Annotated in this window: 13 protein-coding genes and 5 tRNA genes; 7 read left to right on the top strand and 11 right to left on the bottom strand. The window is 68.4% G+C overall.

The genetic code is table 11. From position 1 onward, the window contains the following. The first annotated feature begins 220 nt into the window (after positions 1 to 220). Positions 221 to 1,111 carry an AfsR/SARP family transcriptional regulator gene (locus ACYQ78_RS17995; RefSeq protein WP_459801998.1) on the top strand — a complete coding sequence of 297 codons (891 nt, stop codon included), beginning with the start codon at positions 221 to 223 and terminating at the stop codon, positions 1,109 to 1,111. Between the two features lie 961 nt (positions 1,112 to 2,072). Here the strand turns inward: ACYQ78_RS17995 and ACYQ78_RS18000 are convergent. From ACYQ78_RS18000 to ACYQ78_RS18025, 6 genes are all read right to left on the bottom strand, one after another. Further along, positions 2,073 to 2,145: transfer RNA gene (locus ACYQ78_RS18000), tRNA-Glu, on the bottom strand. 13 nt (positions 2,146 to 2,158) lie between these two features. Further along, positions 2,159 to 2,232: transfer RNA gene (locus ACYQ78_RS18005), tRNA-Glu, on the bottom strand. Between the two features lie 5 nt (positions 2,233 to 2,237). Further along, positions 2,238 to 2,311: transfer RNA gene (locus ACYQ78_RS18010), tRNA-Leu, on the bottom strand. Position 2,312: 1 nt separating this feature from the next. After that, a tRNA-Leu gene (locus tag ACYQ78_RS18015) sits at positions 2,313 to 2,388 on the bottom strand. A 5-nt stretch (positions 2,389 to 2,393) separates the two neighbouring features. Next, positions 2,394 to 2,465: transfer RNA gene (locus ACYQ78_RS18020), tRNA-Gln, on the bottom strand. A 265-nt stretch (positions 2,466 to 2,730) separates the two neighbouring features. Beyond that, a complete protein-coding gene (locus ACYQ78_RS18025; protein WP_459801999.1) occupies positions 2,731 to 3,078 on the bottom strand; it encodes a MerR family transcriptional regulator in 348 nt (115 codons plus the stop codon). Between the two features lie 51 nt (positions 3,079 to 3,129). On the opposite strand from ACYQ78_RS18025, the gene ACYQ78_RS18030 reads away from it, so the two are divergent. Next, positions 3,130 to 3,825 carry an SDR family oxidoreductase gene (locus ACYQ78_RS18030; RefSeq protein WP_459802000.1) on the top strand — a complete coding sequence of 232 codons (696 nt, stop codon included), beginning with the start codon at positions 3,130 to 3,132 and terminating at the stop codon, positions 3,823 to 3,825. Here ACYQ78_RS18030 and ACYQ78_RS18035 read toward each other — a convergent pair. Continuing rightward, positions 3,816 to 4,445: a DUF899 family protein gene (locus tag ACYQ78_RS18035; RefSeq protein WP_459802001.1), complete on the bottom strand. Its 630-nt coding sequence runs from the start codon at positions 4,443 to 4,445 to the stop codon at positions 3,816 to 3,818. The two genes, ACYQ78_RS18030 and ACYQ78_RS18035, sit on opposite strands and share 10 nt — an antisense overlap. A gap of 62 nt (positions 4,446 to 4,507) precedes the next feature. Between ACYQ78_RS18035 and ACYQ78_RS18040 the strand changes: the two genes are divergently transcribed. After that, positions 4,508 to 5,221, top strand: a complete 714-nt coding sequence (locus ACYQ78_RS18040; protein WP_459802002.1) for an SDR family oxidoreductase — start codon at positions 4,508 to 4,510, stop codon at positions 5,219 to 5,221. 13 nt (positions 5,222 to 5,234) lie between these two features. Continuing rightward, positions 5,235 to 6,104, top strand: a complete 870-nt coding sequence (locus ACYQ78_RS18045) for an amidohydrolase family protein (RefSeq protein ID WP_459802003.1) — start codon at positions 5,235 to 5,237, stop codon at positions 6,102 to 6,104. On the opposite strand, the gene ACYQ78_RS18050 is transcribed toward ACYQ78_RS18045, so the two are convergent. From ACYQ78_RS18050 to ACYQ78_RS18060, 3 genes are all read right to left on the bottom strand, one after another. Further along, positions 6,077 to 6,916, bottom strand: coding sequence for an SAM-dependent methyltransferase (locus ACYQ78_RS18050; RefSeq protein WP_459802004.1), 840 nt, complete (start codon positions 6,914 to 6,916; stop codon positions 6,077 to 6,079). The genes ACYQ78_RS18045 and ACYQ78_RS18050 overlap by 28 nt on opposite strands. Positions 6,917 to 7,007: 91 nt before the next feature. Continuing rightward, complete coding sequence (locus ACYQ78_RS18055; protein WP_459802005.1) at positions 7,008 to 8,027, bottom strand: adenosine deaminase; 1,020 nt, start codon at positions 8,025 to 8,027, stop codon at positions 7,008 to 7,010. A gap of 55 nt (positions 8,028 to 8,082) precedes the next feature. Then, positions 8,083 to 9,165 (bottom strand): S1C family serine protease, encoded by a 1,083-nt coding sequence (locus ACYQ78_RS18060; protein ID WP_459802006.1) that lies wholly within the window; start codon positions 9,163 to 9,165, stop codon positions 8,083 to 8,085. Between the two features lie 108 nt (positions 9,166 to 9,273). Here ACYQ78_RS18060 and ACYQ78_RS18065 point away from each other — a divergent pair, with 108 nt between their 5' ends. The 3 genes from ACYQ78_RS18065 (at position 9,274) to ACYQ78_RS18075 (ending at position 13,485) form a co-directional block, all read left to right on the top strand. Continuing rightward, positions 9,274 to 10,101, top strand: coding sequence for a hypothetical protein (locus tag ACYQ78_RS18065; protein ID WP_459802007.1), 828 nt, complete (start codon positions 9,274 to 9,276; stop codon positions 10,099 to 10,101). A gap of 58 nt (positions 10,102 to 10,159) precedes the next feature. Continuing rightward, a complete protein-coding gene (locus ACYQ78_RS18070; protein WP_459802008.1) occupies positions 10,160 to 12,307 on the top strand; it encodes an acyl-CoA dehydrogenase in 2,148 nt (715 codons plus the stop codon). Between the two features lie 77 nt (positions 12,308 to 12,384). Then, the gene (locus tag ACYQ78_RS18075) at positions 12,385 to 13,485 is read left to right on the top strand and encodes an NAD(P)H-dependent flavin oxidoreductase (protein ID WP_459802009.1); all 1,101 of its coding nucleotides are present in this window, start codon (positions 12,385 to 12,387) and stop codon (positions 13,483 to 13,485) included. On the opposite strand, the gene ACYQ78_RS18080 is transcribed toward ACYQ78_RS18075, so the two are convergent. Next, positions 13,472 to 14,281, bottom strand: a complete 810-nt coding sequence (locus tag ACYQ78_RS18080; protein WP_459802010.1) for a crotonase/enoyl-CoA hydratase family protein — start codon at positions 14,279 to 14,281, stop codon at positions 13,472 to 13,474. The two genes, ACYQ78_RS18075 and ACYQ78_RS18080, sit on opposite strands and share 14 nt — an antisense overlap. Positions 14,282 to 14,300 lie beyond the last annotated feature (19 nt).

Here is a 14,300-nt window from a genome sequence, read left to right on the forward strand (position 1 = left end):
CGCAGAAGCCCCCGTTGGGGCTTCCCGGGTAACAACGTCATTGCCGCTCCACAGTTCGCGAAATCGGACGTTTCGTGGAGGACCGTAGGACGCGGGAGCACACCCGTAGCACATTCGCGGCATATCGGAAATATGCCTAAGATCGCGTGATGCGTATTGCTTAGCCCATAAAGATCGCATAAGTTCCCCTTGTTGGATCAAGGGACCTGATCTCACAACCATGCATCTTCACAACGGGGGAACGTTGCTGATCCGTATGCTTGGAACACTCACGGTAATCGACGACAGTGGCCGGCCCATCGAGATGCCTCAGCGCAAAGTCCGACATCTGCTCGCGATTCTCGTGACCCACAGAAACACTGCTGTCTCCAGTGGGCGTCTCATCGAACGGCTGTGGCGGGGAGATCCACCGGCGTCCGCCAGGAGCAACCTCAATACCTACCTTGCGCGCCTACGACGTCTCCTGCCGAACCTACAAGTCCGCACCATGCCCAGTGGCTACGTGTTCGGCGTCATGGATCACGAACTGGACGCCGCAATATTCACCAGTAGAACCGCTCGAGCTGCTGACGCGAGCCGAAGAGGCCTACAGTACAACGCGATCGCCGAACTTGAGCAGGCTCTGCAACTGTGGTCCGGCGATCCTTTCGAAGGGCTCGATCTCGATTGCGACACTTCCGCTCTGGTCGAACAACTAAACGAAGAATATCGCAGGGCTACTGAAGATCTCTTTGATCTCCGGCTCACACTCGGTAGGCACACCGAGATCATTGGGGGACTACGGTCCTGGGCCGACAGGCACCCGCTGCGAGAACGTGCGCACTCACAGCTCATGGTGGCCCTTCACCGGGACGGCCGCCAATCTGAAGCCCTTCATGTCTATGAGCAGCTTCGACGTCGGCTAATCGAACAGATCGGCGCCGAACCCACCTTGGCGGTGCGCGAACTGTATATCCGGATGCTTGGTTCGGATCCCGATTCTGACTCATCGACCTCTGATCTGATTGTCCAGAATTCCCGTTATGCACTCCCTCCTCCAAGCGTGGACTGCTCTTGCGCAAAAGGTGTAAAGCGGCCACAAGAATCGCAGTGGGGTATGGCTGCCTCTTGACCATTCGTCTTTGCGTCGGATCTTACCCAAAGAGTTCATCTCCACGAAGCCGTGGATCGCCGAAGTCTGCGGCAGATCTTGCCGTTCCCCTCCACCTTCGCTCGGATCTCGATCGCGCTGAAATCGTAGTTTTCGTCCATCGGCTTGTTGTCGTGACCCAGAACGTCCAGTTCGCGACGCCGAAGCTGCGTTCGGTGGACATGTGGCAGCCAGGGCGACGATGCTCGGATCCTTCTTGAGTTGGCCACCGCCATGGCCCATCAGGATGAGCGGGCGACGGCTGGCCACGTGCTTCGGGTCCAGAGAACGGTGAGCGGGTCGCACGGTGGCGCCGAACCAATTACACCAATGGGAAGCGGCCTCGCCGCCGTTGCCAAACGCGCGGGCCCGTATGCGTCGACTGCCTCCGGGTCATCGAACCTAACTGTGGGATGTGCAGTTCGAGGGTGGAGCCGCTGCGATAGTGGTGCGAGCGGCCCAGTTAGTAGTTGGTGCCGCGGGCGTGCAAAGTCAGCCCAACTTGTATACCAGCCCGCCTGCACCATTCATCCGCCGGTCGATGGTCAGGTAGGTAGGCATAGAGGTGGTGCCAAGCGGGGCCGCGGTCCTGGGGGGAATTCCTGGCCGGGTGCCAGGCAGCTGTGGCCCAGAGGTCGGCGCGGTCAGAGCGATCGAGCGGTCAAAGAACTAGCGAGCCCGGGAGTCCACAGGTCGGAGTCTGGGCGGGCTAGCCTGGCATGATCTCGGCGTCGTGTCGTACGGCCAGCCTGTCGAGGATTCTGAGGGGCGGCCAGCGGGGCCGATGGGTGGTCGACGGCCAGTTGGTGGACGCGCTCGACGTCTTCGACGGGGACGGCGGGGCGGGAGGCTTTTTCGTCCAGATCCACGCCGCCGATCATACTTAACGTTCCCCGCGGTTCTCCCTGTGGCCGCAGCAGCACTCCAACCTTGCGGCCGTGCGTGCCCCGTACCGGGCTCGAACCGGTGTTCTCTCGGGTGAAAGCCGAGCGTCCTGACCGCTAGACCAACGGGGCGTACTTTCTGTCGTGACCCGTACCGGATTCGAACCGGTGACCTCCTGAGTGAGAGTCAGGCGTCCTGAACCACTAGACCAACGGGCCCTGCGTGCCGCCCCGGGGATTCGAACCCCGACTGCCCGTGTCCTGAGCACGGTGCCTCCTGCCGTTGGGCTAGAGCGGCCTGGTACGTCCGGTGGGAGTCGAACCCACAACCTCCGGCTCCTCGGGCCGGTGCCTCTTCCGTTGGGCCACGGACGTTCGCGCTGCCAGAGCACGATTCGAACGTGCATTTTCCCGGTTCAAAGCCGGGCGTCCTGCCGTTAGACGATCTGGCATGGGAATGGACCGATGTGATTCCTTTTCGCCATCAGCCCATGGGAAATGAAAAAGCCGCCGGGAACTCCCTGGCGGCTTCGCGGTTCTACCCCGGTCTAGCTGGGGAGATGCCGATGCCGCAGGATCAGGGCGCGCAGGGAGAGCGATTCTTGTGAGCTTAGGCTGCGGGCCTGTTCCTGCCGGGCTTCGTACGTCACGGGAATCTCCTCCTCCTGTTGTTGAGAACCGTATCCGCTCCATTTGCCGGATGCGAGGTATTTAATTTCACCGGGGATGGGTGGCGGTGATGGCGATGATGTCGTCGAGGCGGCCAAGGGCCGTTCGGAGGCGGGTCACCTGGTCGTCGATGCGGGTGCGTTCGCGCTGGAGGAGGTGGCGCTGGGCTTCGTCGGTGTGGCCCGAGTCGACGCAGGGGAGGAGGGCGGCGATGGTGCGGCTGGTCAGGCCGGCGGCGTACATGTCCTGGAAGAAGCGCACCCTGTCGACGGCCTCCTCCGGATAGTGGCGCTGGCCCGAGGCGCTGCGCTCAGGACTCAGGAGGCCCTGTTCCTCGTAGTAGCGCAGGGCGCGGACGCTCACTCCCGATCGGGTGGCCAGTTCGCCGATGCGCATGGAAATCCGCCCTTGCCTCTGACGTCAACGTCAGGTTTTAGGTTACCCGGCATGGACATCAACGGATCCGTCGCACTGGTCACCGGGGCCAACCGAGGGCTGGGCCGGGCCTTCACCCAGGGGCTGCTCGACCGGGGAGCACGCAAGGTCTACGCCGCCGCGCGGCGTACCGAAGACATCGATCTCGGTTCAGGGCGGGTGGAGGCGATCACCCTCGACATCACCGACCCCGGCCAGGTCGGCCGGGCGGTGGAGGCGGCCCGGGACCTCACCCTGCTGATCAACAACGCCGGGACCAACACCTTCACCGACCTCGTCACCGGCGACCTGGACGGGATCAGGCTCGACCTCGACACCCACTTCCACGGCACGCTCGCCATGGTGCGGGGGTTCGCGCCGACCCTGGCGGCCGGTGGGGGCGGCGCGATCGTGAACGTGCTCTCGGCGATGTCGTGGTTCGCCCATCCGGGCGCCAACTCCTATCACGTCGCCAAGGCCGCCGAATGGGCGCTGACCAACGCGGTGCGCCTCGAACTCGCGGCGCAGGGCACGCTGGTGACCGGCGTCCACCTCGGGCTGGCCGACACCGACATGACCGACGGCTTCGACGGCGACAAGCTCCCGCCCGACGAGGTCGTGCGGGCCGCCCTGGACGGGGTCGAGGCCGGCACGTGGGAGGTCCTCGTCGACGACTGGAGTGCCCGGATCAAGAAGGCGCTCGCAGAAGACCCGCAGGCTCAGCCGTAGGTCGGATACTGCGGCCAGCCCTCCGGCGAGTCCTCCCAGTCCTCCTGGCGGCCCCACGGGGTGAGGTCGAGGAAGCTGTGGGTGAAGACCAGGCGGTCGACGCCCCGCGAGGTCGTGCTGTAGGTGCGGTAGACCTTCTCGCCGTCGCGCAGGAAGACGCTCAGCAGGAAGCCGCCCCCGGCGCCGCAGTCGTCGGAGAACGTGGTGCCCTGCGACGACAGGAACGGCATCGTCCAGCCGCGCTCGGCCTTGTAGGGCAGGCTCTGCGACAGCGGCATGTTGGAGATCGTCGCCCAGCTCACGCCCTTCGCCGCCAGGGCGGGCAGGGCCCCCGCCGGGACGTTGTCGGTGAACTTGGTGCAGCCGGGGCAGAAGCGGCGGGGGCCGGTGTCCATGAACTGGTAGACGATCAGCTGGTCGCGGCCCTCGAAGAGGTCGAGGAGGGTGCGGGGGCCGTCGGGGCCCTCGAAGACGTAGTCGCCGCGGAACTCGACCATGGGCAGGCGGCGGCGCCGGGCCGCGAGGGCGTCTTCGGCCCGTGTGGCCTCCTTTTCCGCTTTCAGGAGCTCCTCGCGGGCCGCTTGCCACTCTTCTGGTGATACGACTGGTGGTTTGGTCATAGGCGGATACTGCCCGGTGGGTATGACAGAAACCGGGGTTGCCCAGGTCAAGGGGGATGCACATGGAACTGGACGGACAGCGGGTGGTCCTCCTCGGAGGCACCTCCGGCATCGGGCTGGGGGCGGCCAAGTGCGCGGCGGCGCACGGAGCCGAGGTGGTCGTGGTCTCCTCGCGCGAGGAGAACGTGCGCGAGACGCTCCAGATGCTGCCCGACTCGGCGTCGGGTGAGGTCGCCGACTTCAGCGACCCGGCCGCCATCGAGGCGGTCATCGGGCGGATCGGGCGGCTCGACCATCTGATCTACACGGCCGGTGAGCCCCTCTACATCTCGCCGGTCGAGTACCTCGACGTCGCGACCGCCCGGGAGTACTTCCAGATCCGCTTCTTCGGAGCGCTGGCCGCGGCGAAGGCGGCCCGCAGCCGGATGCCCGACAGCGGCAGCATCATCGTCACCGCCGGGGTGGCCAAAGACCGCCCGGGGTACGGCTGGGCGGGGCCGGCGTCCATCTCGGGGGCCCTGGAGGCGCTGACCAAGGCGCTCGCGGTGGAGTTCGCGCCGGTGCGGGTCAACTGCGTGGCGCCCGGGGTGATCCGGTCGCCGCTGTGGCAGGGGACGCTGCACGTCGAGGAGATGTACCAGCAGATCGCCGACACGAGCCTGGCCGGGCGGGTCGGCGAGGTCGAGGACGTCGCGAAGGCCTACCTCTACCTGATGACGCAGGAGTACTCGACCGGGATCGTGCTGACCGTCGATGGGGGCATCACCCTCGTCTGAGAGGCTGTGCGGCATGACGGTCGAAGAGGTCTGGCGGGGGCTGGGGCTGCCGGGCCTCGTGGATGTTCATACACACTTCATGCCGCAGCGGGTGCTCGACAAGGTGCAGGCCTATTTCGCCGGCGCGGAGTCCTATCTCGGTTTCCCTTGGCCGATTTTCCACGGCAACGACCCCGGAGAACACGTAGGGAAACTGCGGGAGTTCGGGGTGGTGCTCTTCACCTCGATGGTCTATCCGCACAAACCCGATATGGCGGCGTGGCTGAATGCGTGGGCGCGGGAATTCGCCGCCGCCACTCCTGACTGCGCGCTCACGGCGACCTTCTTTCCCGAGGAAAGCGCTCGGGAATACGTACGGGAAGCGCTCGAAAAGAACACCCGGGTGTTCAAGGCGCATCTGCAGGTGGGGGACTACGACCCCCGTGACCCGCTGCTCGACCAGGTCTGGGGGATGATCGCCGACGCGGGGGTGCCGGTGGTGACGCACTGCGGGTCGGGGCCGGTGCCGGGGCGGTTCACCGGGATCGATCCCATTTCGGCGGTGCTGGAGAGGCATCCGGGGCTGAAGATCGTGGTGGCGCACATGGGCCTGCCGGAATACGGCCGATTCCTCGATCTCGCCGACCGTTTTCCCGGCGTTCACCTCGACACGACCATGGCGTTCACGGCGTTCACGGAGAAGGCGTGGCCCTTTCCGCCCGCGGAACGGCCACGCCTTCTCGGTAAACAAGATCGAATTCTTTTCGGGAGCGACTTCCCCAACATCCCGTATGACTATGCGGAGGCCGTCGCCGCGCTGGTCCGGCTGGACCTCGGCGACGACTGGCTCCGCGCCGTGCTCTACGGCAACGGGGCTCAGCTCTTGCGGCCGACCACGCCGTAGGCGCCGTCGGCGCGCTCGGGGGCCTGCGACGGGTCCTCGTCGGGGCGCCACTGAGACACCGCGACGATGCCGGGCTCGACGATGTCGAAGCCCTCGAAGTACTCGCTGATCTGCGCCTTCGTCCTCGGGGTGAAGCCCAGGGCGTCGGAGTTGTACGCGTTGACGGCCCCCTCGATCACCTTCGGGAAGAAGTCGGCCGTCACGTGGCTGCACGCGAAGTAGGAGCCGGGGGCCAGCGCCTCGGTGTACTGGCGGACCAGCCCGAGCGGGTCCTCCTCGTCCTTGATGAACATCAGCGTGCCGATGATGATCAGGCCGAGGGGCTGGTCGAAGTCGATGACCCGGCCGATCTCCGGGTGCTCCAGGAGCGTCTTCGGGTCGCGCAGGTCGGCCTCGACATAGGTCGTCTTGCCCTCCCGGCTGCTGCGGAGCAGGGCGCGGGCGTGCGTCATCACGATCGGGTCGTTGTCGACGTACGCGATCCTGGCCGCCGGGTTGATCCGCTGGGCGACCTCGTGGGTGTTGCCCTGGGTCGGGATGCCGGTGCCGATGTCGAGGAACTGGCTGATGCCCTGTTCGGCGAGGAACTGCACGGCCCGGCCCAGGAAGGCGCGGTTGTCACGGGCGCCCTGCACCACTCCCGGCGCGGCGGCGGCGGTCGCCTCGGCCACCTTGCGGTCGGCCTCGAAGTTGTCCTTGCCACCCAGCCAATAGTCGTACACGCGAGCCGAATGAGGGATCGACGTGTCGATCTTCGGGGCGTTCTCGTCACGCGAGGACGCCCACGGCAGCGGATTCTTCGGCTCCGACATGGGGACTCCAAGGGGGTCGCGGCTTCGAGTCAGCTTAGACCCAATGATCGTCTTGAAAGCCTAAGAATCCGTTATTTTCCGACGGGATCCTTTAAAGACGGGCGTAGTCTGCTATTTCGGCCAGCAATGAGCGCTTGCTCGGCTCGTCCATGAATGACGCCTTGACCGCATTTCCGGCCAGGTCGGCCAGGCCCGCCCGGTCGAGGCCCAGCAGCCCGGCGGCGACGGCGTACTCCTTGTTCAGGGAGGTGCCGAACATCGGCGGGTCGTCGGAGTTGATCGTGACGAACACGCCGGCCTTCACCAGTTCGGCCAGCGGGTGCTCCTCCAGCGAGGCGACGGCCCTGGTGCAGACGTTGGACGTCGGGCAGACCTCCAGCGGGATCCGCTGCTCGGCCAGGTGCTCCATCAGCGCCCGGTCGCGGGCGCTGCCGATGCCGTGGCCGATGCGCTCGGCCTTGAGCTCGCGCAGCGCCTCCCACACGGTCTCGGGGCCGGTGGTCTCGCCCGCGTGCGGGAGCGAGTGGAGGCCCGCGGCGCGGGCGGCGTCGAAGTAGGGCGCGAACTGCTTCCTCGGTACGCCGACCTCCGGCCCGCCCAGGCCGAAGCCGATGAGGCCGTCGGGGCGCTGGTCGAGGGCGATCCGCAGGGTGCTCTCGGCGGCCGGGAGGCCCAGCTCGCCGGGGATGTCGAAGATCCACTTGAAGGTGAGCCCGAAGTCCTTGAACACCGAGGTGCGGGCGTCCTCGATGATCTCGCAGAACTGCTCCGGGGCGAAGCCGTTGATCAGGTGGGTGTACGGCGTCACGGTCAGCTCGACGTAGCGCGCGTTCTGCGCCGCCAGGTCCCGGCCGACCCCGTGGATCAGCTGCCACAGGTCCTCGGGGTCGCGGATCAGGTTGAGCACCGCGACGTACACCTCGATGAAGTGGCCGAAGTCGCGGAAGGTGAAGAAGTCGGCCAGCCGCTCGGGGTCGGCGGGCACCGGGGTGCTGCCCTCGTGGCGGGCGGCGAGCTCGGCCACGACCCGGGGGGACGCGGAGCCGACGTGGTGGACGTGCAGCTCCGCCTTGGGCAGACCGGCGATGAAGGTATCCAGATCTGATGTCACGAGCCCGACCGTAGCGCCGGGCCGTTCGTCGGGGCCAACTTCTTACACGGAATTGTCAGCTTCCGGCGGCGAGCTCGCCCAGCGTGACCTGCACGGTCGTCTGGCTGCCGTCGGGCCGCTTCACCACGACGGGCACCTTCTGGCCGGGCTTCAGCGTCGCCAGCACCTCGCTCAGGGTCGCGGTGTCCTCGGTGGCCTGGCCGTTCACGCTGGTGATGACGTCGCCGGGCCGGATTCCGGCCTTCGCGCTCGGGCCGTTCCTGGTGACCGCGCCGACCTGCACGCCGATCGGCTCACCGTTGTCGCCGATGGCCGTGCCCACCTGGACGCCCAGGGCCGCCCGCCGCGTGTTGACCACACGGCCGTTCTGGATGATCTGCTTGCCGATGTCGGTGGCGGTCGCGCTCGGGATGGCGAAGCCGATGCCGTCGGCGGGGCCCTGCTCCGGGTTGTTGGCGCCCAGGGTCGGGATGCCGATCACCTCGCCGCGCAGGTCGACCAGGGCGCCGCCGCTGTTGCCCGGGTTGATCGGGGCCGAGGTCTGGACGGCGTTGGTGATGGTGCTGCCCTGCGAGCCGCGCTCCGCGGGGCCGAGCACGGTCCGGCCGAGGGCCGACACGATGCCCGAGGTGACCGTGCCGGAGAAGCCGAGCGGGTTGCCCATCGCCAGCACGATCTGGCCCACCCGCAGCTTGGTCGAGTCGCCGAACGTCGCGGGGGTGAGGCCGCGCGGGTCGTCCACCTTGATGATGGCCAGGTCGCCGGCCGGGAACGACCCGACGAGGGTGGCCTTGCGGGCCGGGCCGCCCGTCGGCAGGGTGACCTCGAAGTTCCGGGAATCGCCCACGACGTGGGCGTTGGTCACGATGTGTCCCTGGGCGTCGAAGACGATGCCCGACCCGAGGGCGTTGCCGGTGGTGATCTGCACGATCGACGGCAGCACCCGGTGGATGACGTCTTCGTAGGCCGACTCCAGGGTGAGCGCCTGCTGGTTGGGCGTCACGGGCGTCGAAGGGGCGATGCTCTTGGTGGGCGCGGGGGTCGCCGTGGTCGTACCGGATGTCGTGTTCGAGCAGCCGGGCACTGCGGCGAGGCAGGCGAGGACGGCGATCCGGGTGATGACCGGCGAGAATTCCATGCGACCCTGTCTACCCAGGTAGATCACCGGATTCCAGTACCGTCGAACAAAGTATTGGACCGTGCCATCGTCCGGCTTCGATCATGACTTCTGACGTAATCTGCCGTCATGGCGGACGAACTCGGCACCCCGTCCCGGCCGTCGGCACGCTCCTACGACGCGCCAACCACCCCACTTCCGATCTATCGCCCACCCGTCGACGAGACCCCGGCCCCGCCGCCCCCACCCCCGGAGACCGGCGGCAACCGGATGCGGATCCTGTGGACGATCTTCGCCGCGCTCGTCATGGTGGCCGCGGTGGTGTTCGCCTTCTCGGCGTTCTCCGCCGACGAGCCGGTCCGCGAGGTGGCGGTGCTGCCCGCCGCCGAGTCGCAGGCCACGGCGCCGACCCCGAAACCGTCGCGCACCGCGCTCTCGCTCCCCAGACCCCCGGCCCAGAAGACCCTGGCCACCTACTCGGGCACCGGCACCGCGATGGCGGGCCTCATCGACGACCGCCGCTCCGGGATCGTGTACGCCGCCTTCGCCGACCCCTGGGAGCAGGTCAAGCCCGACCCCTTCCAGTTCCGCCAGCGCGCCGGCCAGGCGATCATCGCCTCCAGCCCGATCCCCGGCGCGAACCCCGGCACCCCGAAGACCGCCGCCACGTGGCGCGACCTGACCGTCAAGGCGGCCCGCTGGACGGTCACCCGCTACCAGCCCAAAGAGTCGACCTTCCAGTGGACGGCCTCCCAGAAGATCCCCGGTGGCACCGGCTGGATGCTCGGCTACCGCGTGGCCTGGGAGACCGGCGGCAGGAGGCACACCGCCGAGGCGATCGTGGTGCTCGTGCGGACATCGGGAAAGCCCGGGATGCTGTTCGCCTCGGTGCCCGATTCGCGGAAAGAGCTGCGAAAGGACCTGAACACACTGCTTGAGACGGTACGCCCCCGGTAGCCTCGAAGCTTCTTCTAGAATATGATTCTGTCCACATTGCCGAGTGTGGAGGGGTCATATGGCGATCGGGCTGAGCGAGGAGCACGAGGCACTGCGCGAGTCGGTGACCGGCTGGGCGGGCCGGTTCGTCACGCCGCAGGTCGTGCGGGCCGAATCGGACGGGCGACCCTCCTTCTGGTCCGGCCTCGCCGATCAGGGGCTGCTCGGCCTGCACCTGCCCGAAGACGTGGGCGGCTCCGGCTACGGCCTGCTGGAGGCGGCGGTGGCGGTCGAGGCGCTGGCGGAGAAGATCGCCCCTGGCCCCTATGTGCCGACCGTGCTGGCCAGTGCCGCGATCCACGCCGCCGACCCCAAGTCCGACCTGCTGGCAGGGCTGGCCGACGGTTCGCTGACCGGTGCGCTCGCGCTCGACGGCGCTTTCACCGCGACGAGCGAGGGGGCCGTCTCCGGGGTGGCCGAGCAGGTGCTCGGCGCCGCCCAGGCCGACATCCTGGTGCTCCCGGCCGGTGACACGTGGGTCGCCGTCGAGGCCTCGGCCGCGACCATCACCGCGATCCCGGCGCTCGACCTCACCCGGGGCGTCGCCCGCGTCGAGCTGTCCGGGGCCGAAGGGCGGGTCCTCGACGGCCTGACCGCCGAGACCGTGCGCCACCTGGCCGCCGTGCTGCTCGGCGCCGACGCCATCGGCGTGGCCTCCTGGTGCGTGTCCGCCGCCGCCGACTACGCGAAGGTGCGGGAGCAGTTCGGCCGTCCGATCGGCCAGTTCCAGGGGATCAAGCACAAGCTCTCGCGCATGCTCGTCGCGCTGGAGCAGGCCCGCGCGACCGTCTGGGACGCCACCCGCGCCACCGGCGACGAACGCGACTACGCCGCCGCGATCGCCGGAGTCGTCGCCCCCGACGCCGCCGTGCAGTGCGCCAAGGACGCCATCCAGACCTTCGGCGGCATCGGCTACACCTTCGAGCACGACGCCCACCTCTACTTCCGCCGCGCCCTGACGATCCGGGCGCTCATGGGGTCGTCGGCCGACTGGAAGGAGCGCGTCGCCGAGCGGAGCCTGGCCGGGGTGAGCCGGGAGATGCGGCTCGACCTGCCCGAAGACGCCGAGCCGCTGCGCGAGCGCATCCGCGGCGAGCTGGCCGAGATCGTCCCGCTCGAAGGGGCCGAGCAGAAGCGCGCGCTGGCCGCCTCCGGGTTCGTGATGCCCCACCTGCCGCAGCCGTGGGGGCGGAACGCCTCGCCGCTGGAGCAGGTGCTCATCCAGCAGGAGATCAAGGCGGCCGGGCTCAAGCTGCCGCAGATGATCATCGGCGCCTGGGTGGTGCCCTCGATCGCCGTGTACGGCACCGAGGAGCAGCAGCAGAGGTTCCTGCCGCGCACGCTCAGCGGCGAGCTCGTCTGGTGCCAGCTGTTCTCCGAGCCGGGGGCCGGGTCCGACCTGGCCAACGTCCAGATGAAGGCCGAGCGGGTCGAGGGCGGCTGGCGGCTCAACGGGCAGAAGATCTGGACCAGCGTGGCCCACGTCGCCGAGTGGGGCATCCTCATCGCCCGCACGTCCAGCGAGGGCTCCAAGCACGACGGCATCACCTACTTCATCGTCGACATGAAGACCGACGGCGTGACGGTCCGGCCGCTGACCGAGATGACCGGCGAGAACCTGTTCAACGAGGTCTTCTTCGACGACGTGTTCGTGCCCGACGAGCTCGTGGTCGGCCAGGTGAACCAAGGCTGGAAGGTGGCCCGCAACACGCTGTCCAACGAGCGCGTCTCGCTGTCGTCGGGCGCGGGCGGCACCGGTTCTTCGGTCCCCGACCTGCTGGGGCTGGCCGGGCGGCTCGGCCGGGAGCTGACGCCGGTCGAGCGGCAGGAGCTCGCCGACGTCGTCTGCGAGGGCCACTCGATCAACGCGCTGTCGCTGCGGGTCACCCTGAAGCAGCTGGCCGGCACCGAGCCGGGCGCCGACGCGTCGGTGCGCAAGCTGCTGTCGACCTCGCACGCGCAGCACGTCTCGGAATGCGCGGTGAATCTGCTGGGCCCGGCGGCGGTCACGGCGGCAGACTGGAAGCTCGGCGACGCCGGCTACTGGAACCGCGCGATCCTGGCCACCCGGGCCATGACGATCTACGGCGGCACCACCGAGGTGCAGCTCAACATCATCGGTGAGCGGATGCTCGGACTGCCCCGCGACCCGGAGCCGGGCAAGTAAAGAACATGTTTCATAAACCTGTTCCGGGGCTGATTCAAGACCTGGAACAGGTTGCAGTTCAGTTGTAGCGTCGGGGCATGCGGACGCGCGCGGCCGACATGTTCGGCATCGAGTTCCCGATCTTCGCCTTCAGCCACTGCCGCGATGTCGTCGCGGCGGTCAGCAGGGCCGGGGGCATGGGCGTCCTGGGCGCCCTCTACTTCACGCCGGAGGAGCTCGAGACCGAGCTCACCTGGATCGACGAGCACGTCGACGGCAAGCCCTACGGCGTCGACGTGGTCATGCCCGCCTCCTACGAGGGCGCCGACTTCGCCCCGGAAGAGCTGGTCGGGCGGCTCCAGGGGATGATCCCCGAGGGCCACCGCAAGTTCGTCAACGACCTGCTCGCCAAGCACGGCGTGGCCGAGTCGGAGAGCGCGGCGGGGCGGGTGCTGCTCGGCTGGACCGACGCCACCGCCCGTCCCCAGGTCGAGACCGCGCTCAAGCACCCGATCGCCCTGCTCGCCAACGCGCTCGGCCCGCCGCCCGCCGACGTGGTCGACCTCGCCCATGCCAAGGGCGTGAAGGTCGCGGCGCTCGCGTCCACGCCCCGCCACGCGATCAAGCAGGTCGAGGTCGGCGTCGACCTCGTGGTGGCACAGGGCACCGAGGCGGGCGGGCACACCGGCGAGATCTCCACGATGGTGCTGATCCCGCAGGTCGTCGACGCGGTCGACGTGCCGGTGCTGGCCGCCGGGGGCATCGGCGACGGGCGCCAGGTCGCCGCCGGGCTCGCGCTCGGCGCGGAAGGGGTGTGGACGGGCTCGATCTGGCTGACCGTCGAGGAGGCCGACACCCCCGAGATGGCCAGGCGCCGGATCCTTTCGGCGACCTCGCGCGACACCGTCAGGTCGCGGTCGTGGACGGGCAAACCGGCCCGGCTGCTCAGGAACGAGTGGACCGACGCCTGGGAGGCCGCCGACTCGCCCGGCACCCTGCCGATGCCGCTCCAGTTCATGCTGGTCAGCGACGCGCTGCGGCGCATCGGCCGGTCGGACGCCAGCGAGCTGGCCACCTTCCCGGCCGGTCAGATCATCGGCACGATGAACGACGTCAAACCGGCCAGGCAGGTGATCTTCGACCTCGTCGAGGGCTATGTCGAGGCCATGGAGCGGCTCCGGGGCATCAGTGACCGGTGAACCGGGCCGGCCGCTTCTCCCGGAAGGCGAGGGCTCCCTCCTTGGCGTCCTCGCTGCCGATGACCGGCCAGCCCAGGGCGTCGGAGATCTTCAGCGCCTCCTCCTCCGGGAGCCCGACCGTGTCGCGGTGGGCCCGCAGGATCGCCTGGACCGCGAGCGGTCCGCTGGCGGCCACGGCGTCGGCGAGTTCGCGGGCCTTTTCCAACGCGGTTCCGTCGGGCACGACCTGGTTGACCAGGCCCATGCGCTGCGCCTCGTGGGCGCCGACCGGCCGGCCGGTGAGCAACAGGTCCATCGCGAAGGCGTAGGGGATCTGGCGGGTGAGCCTGATCGCGCTGCCGCCCATCGGGAACAGCGCCCGCCTGGCCTCGAACAGGCCGAGCGTGGCGCTCTCGGCGACCACCCTCAGGTCGGTGCCGACGAGCAGTTCGGTGCCGCCCGCGACGGCGTAGCCCTCGACGGCGCAGACGATCGGTTTGGTCGGCATGGCCTCGCGGAGCAGGCCGCGCCAGTGGTAGTTGGGGATCTCGGCCGCCCGCTGACGGACGCGTTCGTCCTGGCTGGGGCTGGCCATGGCCTTGAGGTCGGCGCCGGCGCAGAACGTGCCGCCCGCGCCGGTCAGGATGCCGACCCTGACGTCCTTCTGGTCGGAGATGTACGCCCAGGCGTCCGCCAGCCCGACGAGCATGTCGGTGGAGAGGGCGTTGCGCGCCTCCTGGCGGTCCATGGTCACGATCACGACGTGGCCGTCGCGGTCGACTCGGCAGTGCGGGGTGCTGATCGGCAAGCGTTCCACCTACGTACTGTCCGACGCC

Source organism: Herbidospora sp. RD11066, from assembly GCF_054661255.1.